The 18271-nt window shown below is 50.9% G+C and carries 18 protein-coding genes; 3 read left to right on the top strand and 15 right to left on the bottom strand.

Going from position 1 to position 18271, the window contains the following annotated elements; genetic code table 11:
- Nucleotides 1-13: 13 nt before the first annotated feature.
- Nucleotides 14-1570, bottom strand: a complete 1557-nt coding sequence (locus tag BDT_RS04845; protein WP_015090146.1) for a penicillin-insensitive murein endopeptidase — start codon at nucleotides 1568-1570, stop codon at nucleotides 14-16.
- Nucleotides 1571-1627: 57 nt separating this feature from the next.
- Complete coding sequence (locus BDT_RS04840) at nucleotides 1628-2482, bottom strand: alpha/beta hydrolase (RefSeq protein WP_041578251.1); 855 nt, start codon at nucleotides 2480-2482, stop codon at nucleotides 1628-1630.
- A 9-nt stretch (nucleotides 2483-2491) separates the two neighbouring features.
- On the opposite strand from BDT_RS04840, the gene BDT_RS04835 reads away from it, so the two are divergent.
- A complete protein-coding gene (locus BDT_RS04835) occupies nucleotides 2492-3418 on the top strand; it encodes a magnesium transporter CorA family protein (protein ID WP_015090144.1) in 927 nt (308 codons plus the stop codon).
- Nucleotides 3419-3451: 33 nt separating this feature from the next.
- Here the strand turns inward: BDT_RS04835 and BDT_RS04830 are convergent, their stop codons facing one another.
- The 8 genes from BDT_RS04830 to BDT_RS04795 all read right to left on the bottom strand — a co-directional run bounded on the left by BDT_RS04830 (nucleotide 3452) and on the right by BDT_RS04795 (nucleotide 12040).
- Nucleotides 3452-4264, bottom strand: coding sequence for a class I SAM-dependent methyltransferase (locus BDT_RS04830; protein ID WP_015090143.1), 813 nt, complete (start codon nucleotides 4262-4264; stop codon nucleotides 3452-3454).
- A gap of 304 nt (nucleotides 4265-4568) precedes the next feature.
- On the bottom strand, nucleotides 4569-5507 hold the full coding sequence (locus BDT_RS04825; RefSeq protein ID WP_041577046.1) for a DUF429 domain-containing protein: 939 nt from the start codon (nucleotides 5505-5507) through the stop codon (nucleotides 4569-4571).
- Entirely contained in the window at nucleotides 5453-6445 is a 993-nt protein-coding gene (locus tag BDT_RS04820) for a GHMP family kinase ATP-binding protein (RefSeq protein WP_015090141.1), read from the bottom strand. Before BDT_RS04820 ends, BDT_RS04825 begins: the two co-directional genes overlap by 55 nt.
- Nucleotides 6445-7428, bottom strand: coding sequence for a DUF4340 domain-containing protein (locus BDT_RS04815; RefSeq protein WP_015090140.1), 984 nt, complete (start codon nucleotides 7426-7428; stop codon nucleotides 6445-6447). Before BDT_RS04815 ends, BDT_RS04820 begins: the two co-directional genes overlap by 1 nt.
- Complete coding sequence (locus tag BDT_RS04810; RefSeq protein WP_015090139.1) at nucleotides 7428-8963, bottom strand: GldG family protein; 1536 nt, start codon at nucleotides 8961-8963, stop codon at nucleotides 7428-7430. The genes BDT_RS04815 and BDT_RS04810 overlap by 1 nt, the downstream gene beginning before the upstream one ends.
- A gap of 3 nt (nucleotides 8964-8966) precedes the next feature.
- Nucleotides 8967-9740 (bottom strand): ABC transporter permease, encoded by a 774-nt coding sequence (locus BDT_RS04805; RefSeq protein ID WP_041577044.1) that lies wholly within the window; start codon nucleotides 9738-9740, stop codon nucleotides 8967-8969.
- The gene (locus BDT_RS04800) at nucleotides 9737-10681 is read right to left on the bottom strand and encodes an ABC transporter ATP-binding protein (protein WP_015090137.1); all 945 of its coding nucleotides are present in this window, start codon (nucleotides 10679-10681) and stop codon (nucleotides 9737-9739) included. Before BDT_RS04800 ends, BDT_RS04805 begins: the two co-directional genes overlap by 4 nt.
- Before the next feature lie 96 nt (nucleotides 10682-10777).
- A complete protein-coding gene (locus tag BDT_RS04795) occupies nucleotides 10778-12040 on the bottom strand; it encodes a DUF814 domain-containing protein (protein WP_015090136.1) in 1263 nt (420 codons plus the stop codon).
- Nucleotides 12041-12122: 82 nt separating this feature from the next.
- Between BDT_RS04795 and BDT_RS04790 the strand changes: the two genes are divergently transcribed.
- A complete protein-coding gene (locus BDT_RS04790; RefSeq protein WP_235046266.1) occupies nucleotides 12123-12392 on the top strand; it encodes a DNA-dependent DNA polymerase in 270 nt (89 codons plus the stop codon).
- A gap of 34 nt (nucleotides 12393-12426) precedes the next feature.
- On the opposite strand, the gene BDT_RS04785 is transcribed toward BDT_RS04790, so the two are convergent.
- From BDT_RS04785 to BDT_RS04765, 5 genes are all read right to left on the bottom strand, one after another.
- Nucleotides 12427-13317, bottom strand: coding sequence for an RsmB/NOP family class I SAM-dependent RNA methyltransferase (locus BDT_RS04785; RefSeq protein WP_015090134.1), 891 nt, complete (start codon nucleotides 13315-13317; stop codon nucleotides 12427-12429).
- Between the two features lie 10 nt (nucleotides 13318-13327).
- Entirely contained in the window at nucleotides 13328-14761 is a 1434-nt protein-coding gene (locus BDT_RS04780; RefSeq protein WP_051026267.1) for a sensor histidine kinase, read from the bottom strand.
- Complete coding sequence (locus BDT_RS04775; protein WP_235046265.1) at nucleotides 14758-15465, bottom strand: response regulator transcription factor; 708 nt, start codon at nucleotides 15463-15465, stop codon at nucleotides 14758-14760. The genes BDT_RS04780 and BDT_RS04775 overlap by 4 nt, the downstream gene beginning before the upstream one ends.
- Nucleotides 15458-16123: a phosphate signaling complex protein PhoU gene (phoU, locus tag BDT_RS04770; protein WP_015090131.1), complete on the bottom strand. Its 666-nt coding sequence runs from the start codon at nucleotides 16121-16123 to the stop codon at nucleotides 15458-15460. Before phoU ends, BDT_RS04775 begins: the two co-directional genes overlap by 8 nt.
- 102 nt (nucleotides 16124-16225) lie before the next feature.
- A complete protein-coding gene (locus BDT_RS04765) occupies nucleotides 16226-17290 on the bottom strand; it encodes a hypothetical protein (RefSeq protein WP_041577037.1) in 1065 nt (354 codons plus the stop codon).
- A 44-nt stretch (nucleotides 17291-17334) separates the two neighbouring features.
- Between BDT_RS04765 and BDT_RS04760 the strand changes: the two genes are divergently transcribed.
- Nucleotides 17335-18246, top strand: coding sequence for a Ppx/GppA phosphatase family protein (locus BDT_RS04760; protein ID WP_015090129.1), 912 nt, complete (start codon nucleotides 17335-17337; stop codon nucleotides 18244-18246).
- The last annotated feature ends 25 nt before the right edge of the window (nucleotides 18247-18271 follow it).

Below are 18271 nucleotides of genomic sequence, written 5' to 3'. Positions count from 1 at the left end.
GCCGCAATTGAGATTAGAAACAGCCGGTGGTATTGACTGGCTCTGCCATCTGACGACAACGAACCTGAGCTTTGGAACACTTCACACGCAGGTGGAAGTGATTGTGGTGGTCCTTTTCCGGAATCAGGCGGCGCAGCGTCTGAGCGGCAAGGCTTGAGTTGTCACCCTTCGTCAACTCGCCATTGGCAATGGCGTGGCTGCACAGAGCTTGCTTCAAAGTACCGTGAATAAAGATACGGTCAATAAGCTGGGTGCCCACGACCTCTTTAAACAGTTTCCATTGAGGCTCCAGCATCCAGTTGGCGTGGGGTTTGTTCACCGCCACTGCGGACGCGAAGTACCCTTGGAAGGACTTATTGCTAAAGAAGAAGGCCACGTCCGCATCCAAACCATTTTGATGGGACTTGTGGGAGCCCAGCTTACCACCCGCCTCGCGGGACAGATCGCCCACGGACAGTTCATAACCCGGAATTTCTTTTTTGGTCAAAAGACCCATTTTCACAATGATATAAGCCAGTTCATTGGTCGCAAAATGAGTTTTTCTTTTCGGACGAATGATCTCATAACCCGTCGGAGCATGCGCCTGCTCGTAAGTCAGCATGTTCGCCGCATTCTGCAAACGGCCCGCATTCACCGGCCCGATAGCCTGACTGACCTTGTTCACCGCCGGAGCCGACTCAGGCACGCGTGGTTGACCGGTTTTAGGCGGATCCTTTTTAGGCTCTTCACGCTTAGGTGGTTCTTCTTTCTTGGGCTCGTCCTTTTTGGGAGGATCTTTTTTTGGATCTTCCTTCTTGGGTGGATCAGCCTTTGGAGGATCCTTCTTTGGCTCCTCCTTTTTCGGAGCGTCCTGTTTTGGTTCCTCTTTTTTCGGTTCTTCTTTTTTAGGCTCTTCCGTTTTTGGAGCCTCTTCGGACTTCGGAGCTTCCGGCTTTTTTACTTCCAGAATTTTTTCGATGTCATCGGCGATATCACCGACGTAACGACCTGGCTCGCCCTCGACTTCATCGTGGCCGCCCTCGATTTCAGATTCTTCGTCTGCTGGCAGCTCTTCTTCACCCGGAATTGGTTCTTCTGTCGTTGGACTGACGTCATCCTGAAGGGACTCCACCTGGTGATGATAAACGATGCCCTGATAATAAACGTAGATATCAATGAAAGACGAACGGCATCCGCCGTCGACACTCAAACACGTGGCTTTGGCCGCCACTTTCAGATCCTGATTGTCCTGGGTTTTGGCTTTATAGGTTTTTAGCGCGATGAATCCGTAAGGATCCAGAATCCCGGCAAGATCCAGATCTACTGTCTGAACGGATTTTGCGCGCACGGGAAGGAATTCGATTTTACCCTTCAGGGTCATGCCCTTGGTGGCTTGGTCAAAGTTAACACTCATGTCCTGCACGCGGGTGGAACCACGCACGACTTTGTAACCGTCTTCATCCATCACATTCGGCTGAGCTGGTTCATAGGTCGTCACAACCTCAGAACCCTGATCACGGGTGTCCGGAGCACAGGCAGCCAGCAGTGTTATGGAGCTAAAAATGATGAGGGCGCGCAACAAAGTCTTCATCCTGCCCGGAACATTGCAGGAACCGTGCTTTCGGGAGCTGCAATTAAAGCGGACTTCCTACTGTCGGACTGTCAAAGTTTTAGATAGGTATGACAAGAAGCGGTCCCGCAGCTCGCCATTGCGGATTTCATACAGATTTCCGTGACGTCCGTCCGGGATCAGCCAAAGCTCTTTGGGTTCGGCGGCATTCTGATACATGTTTTCGGTAAATCGCGGCTCGACCGCTTTATCCGCCGTCCCGGTGATGAACAGCAATGGAATGGGTGACAGCGACGCCAGCGACTGCGGAGCGTATTCGTCACTGACCACCAGAGAAGACAGCGGTTGCAACACCCACGTGAACCAATGACGGTTCATCACCCCTTTGGCCATACCCTGATAAGAATCAAAGCTGGCTTCAATCACCACATTTCGCAACGGAATACGTCCTTTGATTTCTTCAGCGGTTTTAAGCGCAATGATCCCGCCCAGACTGTGACCATAAATTATCAAGGGACGAGAATCCTTTTTCTGATGCAGCCACTCGGCAGCCGCAACCCCCGCCGCCACCGTGTTTTCCGGGGTCGGATAGCCCCCCGACTGACCATAGCCAGGATAATCAAAGATAAAATAATTGTACCCTTGCGAAGGCAGCCATTGAAACATCAGAAAATGCGATGTCAGATTTTCGGCGTTGCCATGAAAAAACAGCATCGTGCCTTTGTTGTCGGCTTGTGCAGAGGCAAAGTACCAACCGTGCACTTTTTCACCCGTGGACGTGGTCAAATACACATCTTCTGGGTTTAATTTAATGCGTGCCGGATCAAAGAGCTTTTCTTTCATCGGATAATAGAAAAATGACTGACACCCCGTCAGCAGCATCGTCGCGATGCATCCGAAAAAGAAACGGCGAAGCCCCGAAAACTTTGTCATACTGGAATCATGAAACGATTCGAACATCAATGGCAAGACTATAAGTGGGTCGATTGTGAAGCTCCTTCGCAGGAGGATCTGCGTCAGCTGGCCGAGGAATTTCCCATTCCCCTGCAGGCCTTGACGACGTGTCTTGATCCCGAACATTTGCCGATGTGCACGTTCTTTGAAAAAGTATGCTTTTTCATTCTGCGCCACCATGATGCGCAGGCAAAACCCAAAGCCGGCACCATGCAGGAACTGACCACCAAGGTCATCTTCTTTGTCGGTCAGGACTTTTTGCTGACAATTCACCGCGCACCGCTGGAATGCATTTCCATCAAAAAAGACAAAGTCGCTTTTGAACAGATTCCGCTGTATACCCTGGTGAAATCCCTGTGTGTGCAGACGGTGAAAAGTTTTGATGCGCCCCTGGATGTGCTGGATTCCAAAACCGATGTGATTGAAGAGCGCGTGTTTGCACTTAAACGCCGCACGATCCTGCGTGAAGGTTATCACATCAAACGAAAAGCCGCGTCTTATCGCAAGATTTTCAAATTCACCGCAGATGTCTTTAACAAAATTCATCATCACGAAAACATTCCCCTGAAAGACGTGCAGCAGGTGCGTGAACCTTTGGATAAAGTGGCCTTTTATGCCGATGATATCTATGAAGAAATCACTGGTCTTTTGAATCTGCATCTGTCCTTGATGTCACAAAAAACCAATGAAGCGTCTTTCCGCACCAATGAAGTGATGCGGGTTTTGACCGTGCTTTCCTTGTTCTTCTTGCCTTTGAATTTCATCGCCGGAGTTTACGGGATGAACTTTGAAAATATGCCCGAACTGAAAGAGCCGAACGGCTACTACGCCACCTTAACGTTTATGGTGATGGTCGTTGTCGGCATCACCTGGTGGATCTATAAAAAAGGCTGGCTGAAAAAAGAAGAACTGTAAAAGCAGGCCCCCCGGGCCTGCTTCGAATGACAACTAGGTCCGAGCTCGTGCCTGAACGAAGGAATAAAAGAACACGGCATTCGGATCACTTGCAACCCGGGCCATTTCTTCCTTCACCCCGTCAACCACTTCCTGGGAAATGCATTTAGCTTCCACCAGCTGATCGCTGGCGCTTAGTAACAGCTCACTCCAGTATTCAATGCAGTCTTTGCGCGCTTGCGGATAACGATTGTCCAGGAACCAGGTTTTGATTTCGGTGTGAATGTCATGATATCCCAGCTGCATAAAGAAATTCCCAAGCTTCGCCCCGACAAACGGATCACCCTTTTGCTTCAGCTGATATTCATTGAACGCCATCCAGTACTTCCAGACATTCGGTGAATACGGATCCAGGAAGAACGAAGCGTTCATCACTTCAGTGGCATAGACCACAGAGCCCGGACGAAGCACCCGGCGCACTTCTGACAATACCCGGATCGGATCCGGCACATGTTCCAGGATCCAGCACAAGAAAGCGCCGTCGAAAGAATTCGAGGAAAAATCCATCGCCGTGGCGTCCATTTCCTTCAGATCAAAGCGCTGCTCGGCAAAGGGCAGATGACTTAAACGGTGTTTAGCGGCAGAAAGCTGTTTCGTGCTGCGATCAATGCCCGTCAGCTTCAAGTCTGGAAAACGCCGCAAAATAATTTCACTTTGCGCGCCAACCCCGCAGCCGACTTCCAGCAGATCTTTCACGTTGGATAGATTGATATTTTGATAAACCGTGTGTTCACCGAAGCGCGCCTGTTTGCGCAAACGATCTTGTTCTTCTTTGGTGAACCCATGCAAATAAGGAAAATCAGCCATCGAAAGCCCCCTTAAAGGTGGAAACTCTATTTAATAGCTGCCCCCCCATTTGCTCAAGCCCTCTCACTCTGCGCTAGCACAAAGCAAAAGTTGCCACGCAACAAACTTAAGAACCCTAATCTTAGTTCACTAACGCAAACTGAGGCCCTGCCTAGGTGCGGGGCTACACACAGGCAGAAATGCAGCGACCTCCGTGGGCGCCACGACGGCGCGCACCCGCGCGAAAGCGCGGGCCACGGCAGAGCCCGGATGGCGTGTCGCGAAATTACTGACTGAGGGTAGCCCCACACCTAGGCAGGGCCGATTAGAATCCGTCCCAACGCGCATTCAGACGTGGGAATTCAATCCAGTCTTCGTTGGAAGGAAACCCATCTGGGCGAGGCTCGGTGCCGCCCTTGAAACTTAGGAAGGCCGTCAAAGCACATATAAAGGCTTCGAAGGCGTGATTGTTTTCAATCATCAGTTTTACGTCCTGATCATAGACGAACGCGACATTATGAGCGCTTAAGGCGTGCAGTATCTCGCGCCGACTTTCATCCCCTCCGATGGCGTGCTTATGAAAGCGCAGGTGACTTTTCATCACGTTCAAGGACCGCCCCAGTCGCCATACAGAAAGCTTCGGAAAGACCTCGATGCATTTGGCTTTCAACCCGCGCTTCAAGTACATCGCCCGCGCCAACAAGGGTGCGGTGTTCGCCCCCATCGCGTGCTGAAGAATGAAAGGTTCTTCCAGTTCGGAAGACACATACATCTCCACACAGCGCTGAGTATACGGAGTGAAAAGCTTGCGCGGTTTTTTCTTCTTGTGCAATTTGCGGGTGTAATCCCACATCCATTTAACGTGGGGCTTTTTACAATCCTCGATACTGGTGCAGCAATCATCCGATTGCAGACACACCGGCAAATTGAATGGCACATCAAACGCAATCAGATCAATTTCGTTGTGATACTGACGGATGACTTCCTGAATTTTGAAATCAGCGGAATGAACTTCGTCGCTCTTGATTTTTTCCACCAAGCGCGACAGAAAGATTTTTTTATGTTTGGGATAGTATTCCAGAACGGCCAGACAGGCCTTGTCGGTTTTACCGCCCCCCAGGGACAGACCGATGAAACGATGAACATCTCCGGCATGCGTCGCCGAAGCCGCAGTTTTTTTAACTGCGGTCTTCTTCGTCGTCTTTTTCTTTACAGGGGATCGACGGGTTTTGCGTCCATCACCTGGAAGCCGGCTTTTTGGCATGCGTTGGCTACTCCCTCACGTTTATCCGGAGGACACCAAACCAGCACACAGCCACCGCCCCCAGCTCCACAAATTTTAACAGCCTCTGCCCCATTCTGCAAAGAGACTTCCGCAAGCTTGTAGATCTCAGGACTTGAAAATTCCGGGGCCAAGCGGACACGGGCTTCAAATTCGCGTTTAAACAACCCTCCCAGGTCTTTCCAGTTGCCGGCGCGGATGGCATGCTCGGTCTCAATAGCAATACCTTTGAGATCACGCAGGGCCTGTAATGTTCGCGCATCCTTGATAACGGAATCCTTCATCACCTCAAAGTTGTTAAGACCGGAATGATGGGCCTTACCGGTATAGACCAGCATGAACTTTTCAGCCAGCGGCGTGTGTGACACTGGCAGAACCTTTTGTTCGATGCCGTCATAGCTATAGTGCAGGACATTGATCCCACCGGAAGCCGCCGGATAATAATCCTGGGTCCCTGTTGGAGTGTTCAAAATCTCAGCCTCGATATTGTGGGCTACATGAACCATGTTGTGCACATCTTTGAATGGCTTTCCACAGAACTGCGCAAAAGCTTTCATAAGGCTGATTGTCAGACTGGAGCTTCCGCCCAATCCCCCGCCCACCGGGCTTTGCGAAGACGTCTTTAAAGTGAAACCTTTTTGCGGCATCCAGTAACGCAGCTGGGTTTGCAGCAGAATCATCTGAGGATCCGCATCCGCCAAGGCCTCTTGCAGGTTGCTGTAGGCCTTGCGCAATTTCAAATCTGCGGATTCCAGTACAATGGTGGAATCATCATGCGGAGTCAGTTCCGCAACAGTGTAGATATCAATAGCCACATTGACGGTGGAAGCTCCATTGATAAACAAATAAAGGGGCCACAAATCCAATGTGCCCCCAGCCAAATCCACACGTGTCGGAGATTTAACTACAATCTTCTGCATTACTTTTCTTTCTGCTCGGCCATCATGGCCTGCGATTCTTCTGCTTCACTTTTTTTAGGTTGCTTCTGCTCGGACACTTCACGCAAGTCAGCCAAAGTGACTTTGATAAAACGATCCAGGGCACCCGGCTCCATCTTCATGGATTGAGCAGGTTCTGAAACTTTGGCAAAAATACCCAAATCCTGAGCCTGCCCCACTTCAGCCTTCCATTTTTTGTCGGCGATCTTCAAATCCATCACAAACAAATTCTTAAGAGCTGGCAACTTGCCTTCCACGATTGCAGAGGCTTTTGCATCCGCCATGGCCGTCAGGAATTCACGCACCTTGTTCTGATCCAGTTTCAGATCCTTCTGGGCTGGGGCCACCCACTGGCCTTCCACGCGGCGGATCTCCAAAGATCCCATCTGGTTTTTCAGACGAATTTCATCCACACTGGCAATTTTATGGCGCAGGAAACGGCGTTCGCGGAAATCCATAACACCTTTGCTGACACGACTTTGCCAGATCGAGTTCACGACCAGAACCTTGTTTTCACCATCACGGCGGGCAAACACGTTGTCTTCAAAATTGCGCTTTTCAGAAATCTCAAAAACGTTTTGAGCACCGGCTGTCGTCTTGAAAGTCACTTTGCCCGCGGGTTTATCCAACCCATAGACCGCCCAGTTGATGCTGTCACCTTCAGCGGCTGTTTCAATGACACGCTCTGGGAATGCACCTTTGACAAAGTCATCCACTGCGGTGTTGTCGGCCAGATCCTTCAAGGGCTCTTCCATATTCCAGCCATCCACGGTGCGTTTCAGGGTGATCTTCTGATCCCCTTTTTCGACCTGAACCCAGTCCACTTGTTCAAAGTTCACGGTCATCAGGCGCGCGTCCATGGAACGCTTTTCTTCCATCTTTTTTTCGTGGAAGAAGTCGTAAACCGCATAACCACCAAAAACCAGCAGACAGATGACAAGAATTGAACGCCCTTTAAGTTTCATTACGCATTTCTCCTTCTAAGCCACAGACCGATGCTGGTGCCCAACAAAAGAATAGGAAGTGGGATGATGAAAGCAAACAAGAAAAGACCAAACTTGGTTTCTGTCATGATCATTTGTGTCGCCAAAGGCTCTTTCGGCGTGATGCTGATCAGGTTTTCCTCTTTGGCCAGGGCGGCAATGGAATTCAGCACTAGATCACGGTTCAGGTTCTGATACAGCATTTGGTTCGTCAGGAAATCCACATCCCCGGCGATGATCGCGGCAAAGTCCTTGGCATTTTCATCACCAGCCCATTTACCGCTGACTTCATCCACTAGCGCGTAAGTGTTCTCAGGCCCTTCGCCGCGGATCTGCATGGACGGAAACGCCATCGCGTTCGGAGCGGTGGAAACCAGCTCATCCACGACCACGCCTTTGACGATGTCCACTTTTTTCAAAGACTGCGGATAACGGAACAAAGTCACTTCTGAACGGCCGAAAGGTTTTGTGATCTTGTTGTTCATCGAGAAGATCACACCCATGGTCGGCCCCTGATTGATGCCTTTACCCATGACGGTTTCAACCTGATTCAGGATGTAGTTGTTTTCAAACTGCACACCCATCTTGGCAACCAGCTTTTCAAGACCCGCCGTATTCTGGGACTCTATCGCTAGGAACAGACTGCCGCCGTTTTTCAGGTAACCTTCCAAAGCCTCAATCTCAAAAGCCTGGAAGCCCTGAACCGGGCCCGCCACCACGATCACATCCGCATCGTCAGGAATCTTGGCATTTTGGATCAGGGAAAGTTCTTTTACGGTGTAACGGTTGTTTTCAAGCAACGACTTCAAAGAACCCAGTCCCAGACCTTCTTTGTTTTCGCTCAGGGCTTTTTCACCGTGCCCTACGGTGAAGTAAACTGTCTTGTTCTTTTCACGCGTCACTTTCACCAAAGCACTAGTGAAATCCTGCTCGTCGATTTTTTCGATACGGTTGCGGCGGCCTTTGTAATCCAGGAACACCACCCCACTGCCCTTGTCGATGCCGTACTCTTGCGCCAGATCCGGACGTTCATTCACTTCCACGAAATCCAGCTGCACTTTGCTGCTGTGATCCTGGTACTTTTTGATCAGCTCGCGGAACAGACGACGGTTTTCTTCGTTGCCTTCCACGCCTTTTTTATAGAAGAAATAAACTTTCAGATCTGAATCCAGATTTTTCACCAGCTGGATAGACTGTTCAGACAAAGTGTTCACTCGTGCGGAAGAAAAATCCCAGGTCTTGGTATGACGGGCGCCGATATAGTTCACCGCCCCCAGCACTGCCAGCAACAAAAGGATCAGCATCCCCATGCTCATGCCTTCTTTGGTCGTCTTCATGGTGAAGAACTCTTTAAAGAATGCACGGTCCTTGATAAGCCCGACCAGAACAAACACCACCGCCAGGCCCAAAGCCAGCCAGCAGAACGGAACCCAGTCACCCAAAAGGTAACGAGTGATGGACATGGCGACCAAAGAAAACCCAGCGAACAGGAAAGAAATTTTGCTCAATTTACTCATGACTTATCTCCAACGTGAGGATTCAACAACACGCTCTGCCAGGAAACAGAACAGGACAATAATACTGAAGAAAAACACCAGCGCATTCGAGCGCACAGTGCCTTCCACCAGACTGGAAAGATGACTGCTCAGGGAAACATGCTCAAAGACCTTGCGAGCCGCTTCGCTGTCCATCACTTCCGTGCCGATACCGACAAACCAGATGGACACGTTGAAAATCACCGACGCCACATAGGCCACGATGCTGTTTTCAGTCAGTGAAGACGCAAACAGATTCATCGCTGCATACACCGCTCCCACCAGGAAGATCCCCAGGAAGGCCACAATCAGCGGGCCCCAGTTCACGGTCGCCAAAGTGGAGGTCGCCACCGGGTACAACAATGCCAGCATCACCAGACCACCCACGGCACCCAAGGCCGCCAGGTACTTACCCATCACGATCTGCAGGGATGTCACTGGTGAAGTCAGAAGCAGATCAAATGTGCGCAGCTTCTTTTCTTCCGCAAACAGTTTCATCGTCAAAGCCGGAACCACAAAAATCAAAAGCAGATTCAGGTACGACAGCTGACGCAGGAAAACCCCGTAATGAATGTTCAACTGGTTCTGGGGAACCCCTTGTTGCATCACGTAGTTCATCAAAAGCTGCGAAAACAAATTCAATTGAATTGGATACACCCAGCTGAACACCAGGCTCATCAGGAAGCAGATCACCCAGAACGTCGAGTTAAAATAAAAGCCTTTAAGTTCTTTCTTAAAGATCACCATTGTTGGATTCATGCTTCACCTCCACGATCCTGCTGACCATATGTGAGTTTCAGGAAGACATCTTCCAGATCACGTTTGGCCGGGCTCAGTTCCAGCAAACCGTAACCGCCGGTCACCAGTTGGGACGATACGTTTTCAACGGCCTCTTCGCCGCCCTTAAGATCAATGTTCCATTCCTTGCGGGAAGCACCCAATTGAACGCCGGTTACGGCACCGACGCAGGAAAGAACCTTCTTCATGTCTTCCACGTCCTTGCGCAGGCGCACGTGCAGGCGCACCTGGCCTTTATCCAAGGCCGCCAGGTTTTGAATGCTGTCTTCCGCCACGATCTTGCCTTTATTGATGATGATCACTTTTTCGCAAGTCGCTTCCACTTCCGGCAGGATGTGGGTCGAAAGGATGATGGTGTGCTGGCCTTTCAGGGCTTTGATCAATTCACGGATCTCGGCCACTTGTTTGGGATCCAGACCCACGGTCGGTTCATCCAGAATCAGAACTTCCGGATCAGACACAATCGCCTGCGCAATGCCCACGCGCTGCTTGAAGCCCTTGGACAGATGATGGATCAGACGTTTTTGCACATCGCCCAGATTGGTTTTTTCAATGGCGTTGTTGACACACGTTTCGATCTTTTCTTTAGGCACTTGCTTCAGGGCCGCAACATAGCGCAGATAATCGCGCACGAACATGTCAGCATAGACCGGCGGAATCTCGGGCAGATAACCGATGCGTTTTTTGACTTCCAAAGGATTTTCAAAAACATCAAATCCCGCGACAGAGGCATTGCCATGACTTGGAGCCATGAAGCCTGTGATGATTTTCATTGTCGTGGATTTACCAGCTCCGTTGGGACCCAAAAAGCCCACAACATCACCCTTGGAAATGGAGAAGTTCAGTTTGTCGATGGCCCGTCGGGGACCATAATCTTTGGTGAGATCTTTGACTTCAATCACGATGCAATCTCCTCTGTAATCTAGAGGAAAATGTTAGACCGAAAACACCCCAAAAGGTACCTGCTTACTTTTTCCGAAGCGTCGCGGCGTAAGAGTTTAATTCAGGGTCAGATGGAACGATTTTTCCGAGTGATAGGTGACGCGTCCCAATTTATCGCCCTTGATCGGACGAACGAAGCGGCATTCGACGATCACCACCGCCACTTTCTGCCCCACCATCAGGGATTTAGACGACAGGGATTCGCGGGCCACCCAGGCGGCAACCTCCTGCACTTCGGCTGTGGTAATTTCCTGATCGCGCTGGCGATGGATGATAGCATGCGCCCCCGGATAGTCCTTCAGATGCAGCCAGTAATCCCACGCTTTGGCCTGACGAAGCAGTGCCAGATTGTCTGCACCCGACTTCCCGCAATAGGCCAAAGCACCTGAATCCAGATGCAGTTTGCGTCCCCGGGCATCGGCTTTTTTCATCAGATCCACCAAAGCGGGCTTGCTTTGTTTTTCTGAATAGCGCGTGGCCTCGAGCTTCTGGATTTCAATCACAAGCTCATCCAAACGTTCGCGAGCACCTTCTTTTTTCCCGACCATTTGTTTGGCCTTGGAAAAACAGTGCTCGATGTTCCAGCTTAAAGACTGCTTGCGATCCACACAAGATTGCAGATCCTCGGGCACATCCAGTGTCCCGTGGGTTTTCAAATACTGACCGGCTTCGTACCACAAAAGCTCGCGATCACTTTCGATCTGCTTTTGGATTTCACTTAAAGCTTTGCGCTTTTTTTCCAGATCCTTTTGTTTCTGCTTTTCCCATTGGGCAACGGGATCCAGATTCGTTGGCTTTTTGCCACCGGATTGTTCTGCCAGCCATTCTTCGTGGATGGCGGTCAGATCACGGGGCTCGGGCGGATTTTCCACGACCGGTGCCTGTGACAAATCCAACGGGCGATCCCAGGCCACTTGTTTGCCGTGCGCTTTAACGATCAGATTGCACTGTTTCGGGATCAGGCGAATTTCAAGTTCGCAGTCCATCGAGGCATTCTTCAGTTGCAGGCTGACCACGCGGCCGAAGGCCTCTTGCACCGTCATGGAAGTGACATACAAATTGCGCCCGTGGGAGTTCAGGAAAAGACTGACCGGCTTGGTTTTCGGGCCTTTTTTAAACGGACACTGATCCTCGAAAAGCAGCAGCATCGGCGTGTTTGGCACAAGGTCCAGTATCATCCAATACATGGTCCCGCGCAGGTGAAAACCCAAAGCCAGACCTCGGTCATTGGCAAGCACGTCCTGCAACTGGGCGCCGTCCAAAATTGGAGCAAAGTAAGAGACAAAATGCTGGAGTTCTTGCTGAGTCAGGGCCTTCATTGGTCCAAGTCTCTCATCCTTTGGACCAAATTTCTATGGGTGATGCTCAGGTTCGAAGAAGGAAAACCGATATTTGAAGGGTATGAACACAGATATGCTGCTAAAAATCGTAGAAACACAGCTTCAAGAAACCCAAAACATGCGCGAAAAGACGCCGGACTTTATCCGCAAGGTCGTGCATCTGTACACGCTGCAATTGATGAAAACCGGCACCATTCCACTGGAATTCATGGAAGACGTGCTGACAGACATTGAAGCGGAGGCGATTGAAATCTATCGCAAGAAAACCTACGGCTTTTTGACTTTGGAAGAATACCGCAAGCATAAATTCCGTCAAAAAGACGACAACTAGTCATCCACAAAGCGAACTGAAAAGTTCGCTTTTTTTATTCTTCGACCTTTTCGATCACGGCAAAATACAAAGGGCCAAAACCGCACTGATCCGGCATGTAAGCCACGCCCATTTCGGTTCGTTCCCCGCCCACACCCAATGGTGCTTCCAGTAATTTCACCGCTGATTTCTTCTTTTTCAAAAGTTTGCGAACCACGTCGTCATTTTCCGCCGGACTGATAGAGCATGTGGAATAAACGATGCGCCCCCCGGCCTTCACTGCCAGGAAGGCTGCCGCCAACAATGAATACTGCCTTGCCGCCAAATGCTCGGTGCGACGCGGGCTCCATTCATCCTGGGCTGCCTGATTTTCAAGAATATGGCGTTCACCAGAACAAGGGGCATCCAGCAGAACACGGTCAAAGCTGCCCGGTTCTTTCAAACCAAACTGCACGCCGTCTTTACCGGTCACCCACACGCGGTTACGCACTTCGCGCGGCACATACTGCTGAATCACCTTTTTCAAACGTTCGCGACGTTCCGGTGAAAGATCATTGCAGAAGATCTCGCCCTCGTCCCCGAAAGACTCGATCATCACCAGGCTTTTCCCACCCGGAGCGGCACACATATCCAAAAGGCGATCACCCGGCTGCACATCCAAAGCCCTCGCCACCATAACGCTGGCTGGATCCATGATATAGATATCCAGCAGCTCATCAGAATTGCGCTCGGGCTGGCTACCATGAGCCGGCGTCAACCAATGACAACCAGGAAGCTCGGGCTTTTCCGGGAACTGAGACCAGGATTTGGTGCTTTTATCGGAGGGGCTCCATGCGTTCACCCGGGCAACTTGCTGCTCGCGGGTTTGCAGGGCGGCGAAGAGGCCTGCCCAGCGGGAGCCATAGACTTTTTCAAAATGACGATAAAAGGGATGATCGGTGTTCATCCCCCGAATTTTACTTTCGGATCGGGAAAGAGCAAATAAATTCAGATCCCTGGTCGACAATACTTTTCACCGCGACCGTGCCACCGTGACTTTGCATAATATGCTTCACAATAGCCAGCCCCAGCCCCGTGCCCCCGGCATCGCGGGTGCGCCCCTTGTCGATGCGATAGAAGCGTTCAAACAGACGATCCAAGTGTTGCTCAGGAATACCCTGCCCGTCGTCGATCACACGCAGAATAATGTATTCTTTGATGTCGCGTTCCCAACGGATCTGGATGGTTTTACCCGCCGGGATGTATTTCACGGCATTGGACACCAGATTGCGCAGAACTTGCTCCACTTTACGGGCGTCTGCCAAAAACGGTGGCACATCGCCATTCACACGGATAGTGATGTTTTTTTCCGCCGCCATCACGGCCAGCTCAGAAACCACATGCTCGGAAATGGCCAGGGGATGAATCATCTCAAGCTTCAGCTCGGAGTTTGAAGCCTCCAGAGTGTTGATGCTAAGCATGTCATTCACCAGATCCATCAGACGGTCAATATTACGAGACACGATGTCCAGGAACTTGCCAGCTTGCTGGATCTGACCGGTTTTCACGTCCTCTTTCAGGGTGTCAACATAGCCCTTGATGGATGTCAGTGGTGTGCGCAGCTCGTGAGACGCGTTGCCAACAAATTCCATACGGATCTGTTCGGCACGTTTCATCTCGGTGATGTCATGGAAGATCCCCACAACGCCGTAAATCTCTTGCGTCTTTTCATTGCGGATCGGATTCACCGACACTGCAAAGAAACGAGGTTGATTGTCGATCAAGGTCGGAAGCTTCACGGTAAAACGCTGAACCTTGCCAATCTTTATGGTTTTGCCAAAGCCTTCCAAAACATCGGAAGAACGAATCGCGTCCTTCAACCGCAGAATCTGACCATTCAGCAGGTCTGAAGACAGGAATTGCGCAGCAAATTGAGAGTTAAAATAAAGAATCTTTTCATCAAGGCTGACCGACACCAGGCCCTCGGCCACGGCGCTCATGAAAGCTTGGGATTCTTCCTGCGACTGCAGATAGCGGGCCTTGCGGTTTTTCATCTTGCGATGAATGCGATCCAACGCCAGTTCCAGTTCAGAAATATCAGCGGTTTCATCATCCGCCAGATCGTCCTCTTGTTCTTTCACCAGACTGCCGAAGGTGCGTTTGCTGGAAATGCGCAAAGCTTTCAGAATCACACGGTGAATGGGTTTCGCAAAACGATAGGAAGTGATGGCCGAAACCAGAATACTGAAAACAAAGAAATTCAGCAGGGCTTCGTTATAGACAAACGGACGAACCCCGTGGCGAACATCGATCATAGAAATAATGGCCAGATAAAGACCATTGAAGGCCACTACCTGCCAAGAGAAGTAGCGCCAGTAAACTCGCCATGGGAATCGGATAAATCGCTTCATGCGATGTCTACTTTAACCCGATATCCAACGCCACGGATAGTCTCAATACGGTCTCCCCACTCCCCTAACTTCTTGCGTAATCCGAAGACGTGGGTGTCGATAGTGCGGCCAACCACGTTAATACCCTCGCCCTGAATGTTTTCAATCAGTTGTTCGCGGGTCAAAACGCAGCCATGGTTCTGCACCAGGGCCCCCAGCAGCTTGAACTCGGATGGAGTCAAATGCAGAGGTTCGCCGTTATAGGAAATCTCGTAAGACTTGAAATTGATTTTCAAACCCATCAGGGAAACTTCACCGTCGTCAGCTGCCGCCGGAGCCGCCGTCTGCACCTGAGACCTGCGCAAAAGCGCCTTGATGCGGGCAATGAAAACGGAAGGATTGAACGGTTTGGTCATGTAGTCGTCGGCCCCTTTTTCAAGGCCGGCAACGATGTCCTGAGGTTCGGTTTTCGCGGTGACCATCAGAACCGAGGCACCGGTGTTTTTGGCTTTGATTTTATCGACGATATCGACGCCGCTTAAACCCGGCAGCATCCAATCAAGGACGAACAAAGTATAGTTCTGGCGATTCAATTCGTTCAGGGCTTCTTCGGCGGAAGCACATTCGGTCACTCGGTACCCTTGACGAAGCAGGTGCAGAGCCATCAGCTCCCGGATTTCCTGCTCATCTTCCACCACTAGCACATGAACTGAATTATCAGCCAAACTTTCCTCCGTGTCGAACATCCTTGCCGGTTACAGCAAAGATCACGTCCTCTGCGATGTTGGTCGCATGGTCACCCAGGCGCTCCAAGTTTCTCGCAATTAAAATCAAATCCATGCCCGCTTCAACGTCATCCGAGTGGGCTTTCATGTGCGCCATCGCGTCCTGAAAAACCTTGCCTTTCAGAGCGTCGATTTCGTCATCCATCAACAGGATCTTTTTGGCCTGTTCAACGTCACCACGGACGAAGCTGTCCAAAGAGCCCTTCACCATGCGGCCGGCGATTTCAGACATTTTCTGAATGTCGTTCAGCTGCTGCTGGATGGGTTTGCGCCCCAGATAGTCCTTTCCGGAGTAGGAGATATTCACGGTCTGATCACCCATACGCTCCAGATCGTTGTTGATCTTAAGAACGGAAATGATCAAACGCAGGTCTTTGGCCACCGGGCCCTGCTTTGCCAGTACGTGCATGCAGGCGTTGTCCACGCGGATGTGGTCTTCATTGATCAGTTTTTCGATGTCATGAACACCGTTGAACATATCCACATCACGGGACAACAAAGCCGCGGTTACCTGAGCCAGAGATTTTTCAACATGGCCACCCATCAGAAGAATCATTTTTTTCAGGTCTTCCAGTTGAATATCTATCGCTCTTTCCATGGTATCCACCTTTAGCGCTTGGCTTGATTTATAATGATTTAAGAAATAAAGACACCGCTTAACACGGCATCTCTAGTGATTCTAACAGAAACTTAACACACTCTAGAACAGGACTTGAGCGGCCAATTCCAGCTTGGAACGCTCGCGAACCCCGGGGGCGAATTCTTCACCGTATTTGGTGTGATCAACCGCCAAGGCCGCCTTAATATCATCCGTCACTTGATAGCCCAAAGCAAGAATCGCGGTCTGCAAATCCTTGCCGTCCTCACCAACGACAGGGTTCAGATAATCATAACGCACCAAAATCTCTGCCTTGGGCCCTGTATGCACCACGGCGTAAAGACTGGCACCCTCGCCCCGAACGGACTGACCGCTGAGCGCCGTCACGTCCACCCCTTCCGCCATGCCATAATCGCGAAGGGCATCGGCCGGATCCTTGGTACCAAGGTATTCCAAAGCCACCATCCACTCGTCCTCTTTTTCATAGGCCAACAGCCCCTGGATCCGCTCTTTCAGGCCCACGTCGGCGCCATAAAGATCGTAACTTCCACGGACATAGCTCAAGCTCAAGGACCAAGGGGACCACTTAAAGAAACGGACAAAAACGGTGGCTTCCTTGTGCGGGCCTTCCTCTTTTTCCTGGGCCCCTTCGCCGTTGGTCAGGTTCAAAGCCCACTCGCCATAATCATGTGGCAGCTGGGACATGAAGGACACTCCCAGATCGGAATAAGAAAGGTACTTCCACTTTTCCGTCATGGACCAGGCAGTCTGACCCAGGAAGCGGTACTGATAGTTCTCGTATTGAGCCTCTTGCCAGGTTTGCGGGATCAAGCCGGCGCGCAAAGCATGCATACCTTCAAAGATACTGACCAGATCCAAGTAGGCCTCGCGAACACCGACATCAAAACGGTTCGGACTGATGTCCTTTTGTTCAGAACCTTCCATCGTCACGACCAAAAGATTGTCCTCTTTCAAGGGGATATGAACACCCAAAAACAGGGACGGAACCTGAAAGGCCGAATTCCCGCGCTCGCCCGTTGGCAGATTCCAGACAGAGGCTGTAGCGTCCAACTCGCCGGTCAGTTCGATCTCAGAAAGAGCCAAAACCTGCGTGGACGCAAAAAGTGAAAATAAAGAGCCAAGAACGATTTTTTTCATGTCTCTCATGCTGCCATCTTTATATACTGTTGCCAAAGGAAAGGGAGCTTTACGTGTCACGTCGTATATCCGCCATCGATATCGGGTCCAATGCCATTCGCATGATGATTGCTGACGTTCAAGAGCAAGCTCCGCACCTGCATATCGTGAAAAAGTATCGCGCCGCTGTTCGACTGGGGCACGATGTTTTCACGCAAGGGCTGATCACGCCGGCTTCATTGGAAATCGCCAAAGCCACCTTTCAGCGCTATGCCCTGACCAATCGAGATTTGGGTGTGACAAAGTGCCGGGCCGTGGCCACCTCGGCCAGTCGTGAAGCCAAAAATCAGAAAGAATTCGTGGATCTGATTTATAAAACCTCGGGCATCAAAATCGAGGTCATTGATGGCACTGAAGAAGGCCGCCTGATTCACCTGGCCGTGCGCAAAGAGCTGGATCTGGACAACAAAAAAACGATGCTGATTGATATCGGCGGAGGCAGCATCGAGGTCACCTTTTCACAAGGGCCGAAGATGCTGGCAACCAAGTCGTTCCCGATGGGCACGGTGCGTGTGCTGGAAAATCTGGCCAAAAGAAATCTGAATGAAAATCACCTGAATATCATCATGGGAGAATTCATCGGCGCCCTGGGTGAGCATATCTATAAGAACTGTGATCACGACCCGGTGGATTTCGCCATCGGCACCGGCGGCAATCTGGAATGCCTGGGCCAACTCAAAGGCGAACTGCTGAAAAAATCCCCACAGTCCTTCCTGACTCTGGCTGAACTTACCGAAATCATCGACCGCCTGCGCACCCTGAAGGTCAAAGACCGTATTGAAAAGTTGCACCTTCGCCCCGACCGCGCCGACGTCATTGTCCCGGCAGCCATGCTGGTCCAAACCATCATGCGCCAAGCCGAAGCTGAAAAGATCCTGATCCCCAACGTCGGCCTGCGCGACGGCCTGATCTGGTCCATGCTTTAGCACTTTCTTCCGCTTCCGCCCCCGC

Source organism: Bdellovibrio bacteriovorus str. Tiberius (assembly GCF_000317895.1).
In the GTDB taxonomy this organism is placed as follows: domain Bacteria; phylum Bdellovibrionota; class Bdellovibrionia; order Bdellovibrionales; family Bdellovibrionaceae; genus Bdellovibrio; species Bdellovibrio bacteriovorus_F.
The sequence above is the reverse complement of the archived record's forward strand: the minus strand, read 5'-3'. Positions and strand labels throughout refer to the sequence as shown.

Bases quoted from the DNA above. Each gene is read 5' to 3' on its own strand.
- BDT_RS04845 (WP_015090146.1), bottom strand. From the start codon at position 1,570: ATGAAGACTTTGTTGCGCGCCCTCATCATTTTTAGCTCCATAACACTG.
- BDT_RS04840 (WP_041578251.1), bottom strand. From the start codon at position 2,482: ATGACAAAGTTTTCGGGGCTTCGCCGTTTCTTTTTCGGATGCATCGCG.
- BDT_RS04835 (WP_015090144.1), top strand. From the start codon at position 2,492: ATGAAACGATTCGAACATCAATGGCAAGACTATAAGTGGGTCGATTGT.
- BDT_RS04830 (WP_015090143.1), bottom strand. From the start codon at position 4,264: ATGGCTGATTTTCCTTATTTGCATGGGTTCACCAAAGAAGAACAAGAT.
- BDT_RS04825 (WP_041577046.1), bottom strand. From the start codon at position 5,507: ATGCCAAAAAGCCGGCTTCCAGGTGATGGACGCAAAACCCGTCGATCC.
- BDT_RS04820 (WP_015090141.1), bottom strand. From the start codon at position 6,445: ATGCAGAAGATTGTAGTTAAATCTCCGACACGTGTGGATTTGGCTGGG.
- BDT_RS04815 (WP_015090140.1), bottom strand. From the start codon at position 7,428: ATGAAACTTAAAGGGCGTTCAATTCTTGTCATCTGTCTGCTGGTTTTT.
- BDT_RS04810 (WP_015090139.1), bottom strand. From the start codon at position 8,963: ATGAGTAAATTGAGCAAAATTTCTTTCCTGTTCGCTGGGTTTTCTTTG.
- BDT_RS04805 (WP_041577044.1), bottom strand. From the start codon at position 9,740: ATGAATCCAACAATGGTGATCTTTAAGAAAGAACTTAAAGGCTTTTAT.
- BDT_RS04795 (WP_015090136.1), bottom strand. From the start codon at position 12,040: ATGAAGGCCCTGACTCAGCAAGAACTCCAGCATTTTGTCTCTTACTTT.
- BDT_RS04790 (WP_235046266.1), top strand. From the start codon at position 12,123: ATGAACACAGATATGCTGCTAAAAATCGTAGAAACACAGCTTCAAGAA.
- BDT_RS04785 (WP_015090134.1), bottom strand. From the start codon at position 13,317: ATGAACACCGATCATCCCTTTTATCGTCATTTTGAAAAAGTCTATGGC.
- BDT_RS04780 (WP_051026267.1), bottom strand. From the start codon at position 14,761: ATGAAGCGATTTATCCGATTCCCATGGCGAGTTTACTGGCGCTACTTC.
- phoU (WP_015090131.1), bottom strand. From the start codon at position 16,123: ATGGAAAGAGCGATAGATATTCAACTGGAAGACCTGAAAAAAATGATT.
- BDT_RS04765 (WP_041577037.1), bottom strand. From the start codon at position 17,290: ATGAGAGACATGAAAAAAATCGTTCTTGGCTCTTTATTTTCACTTTTT.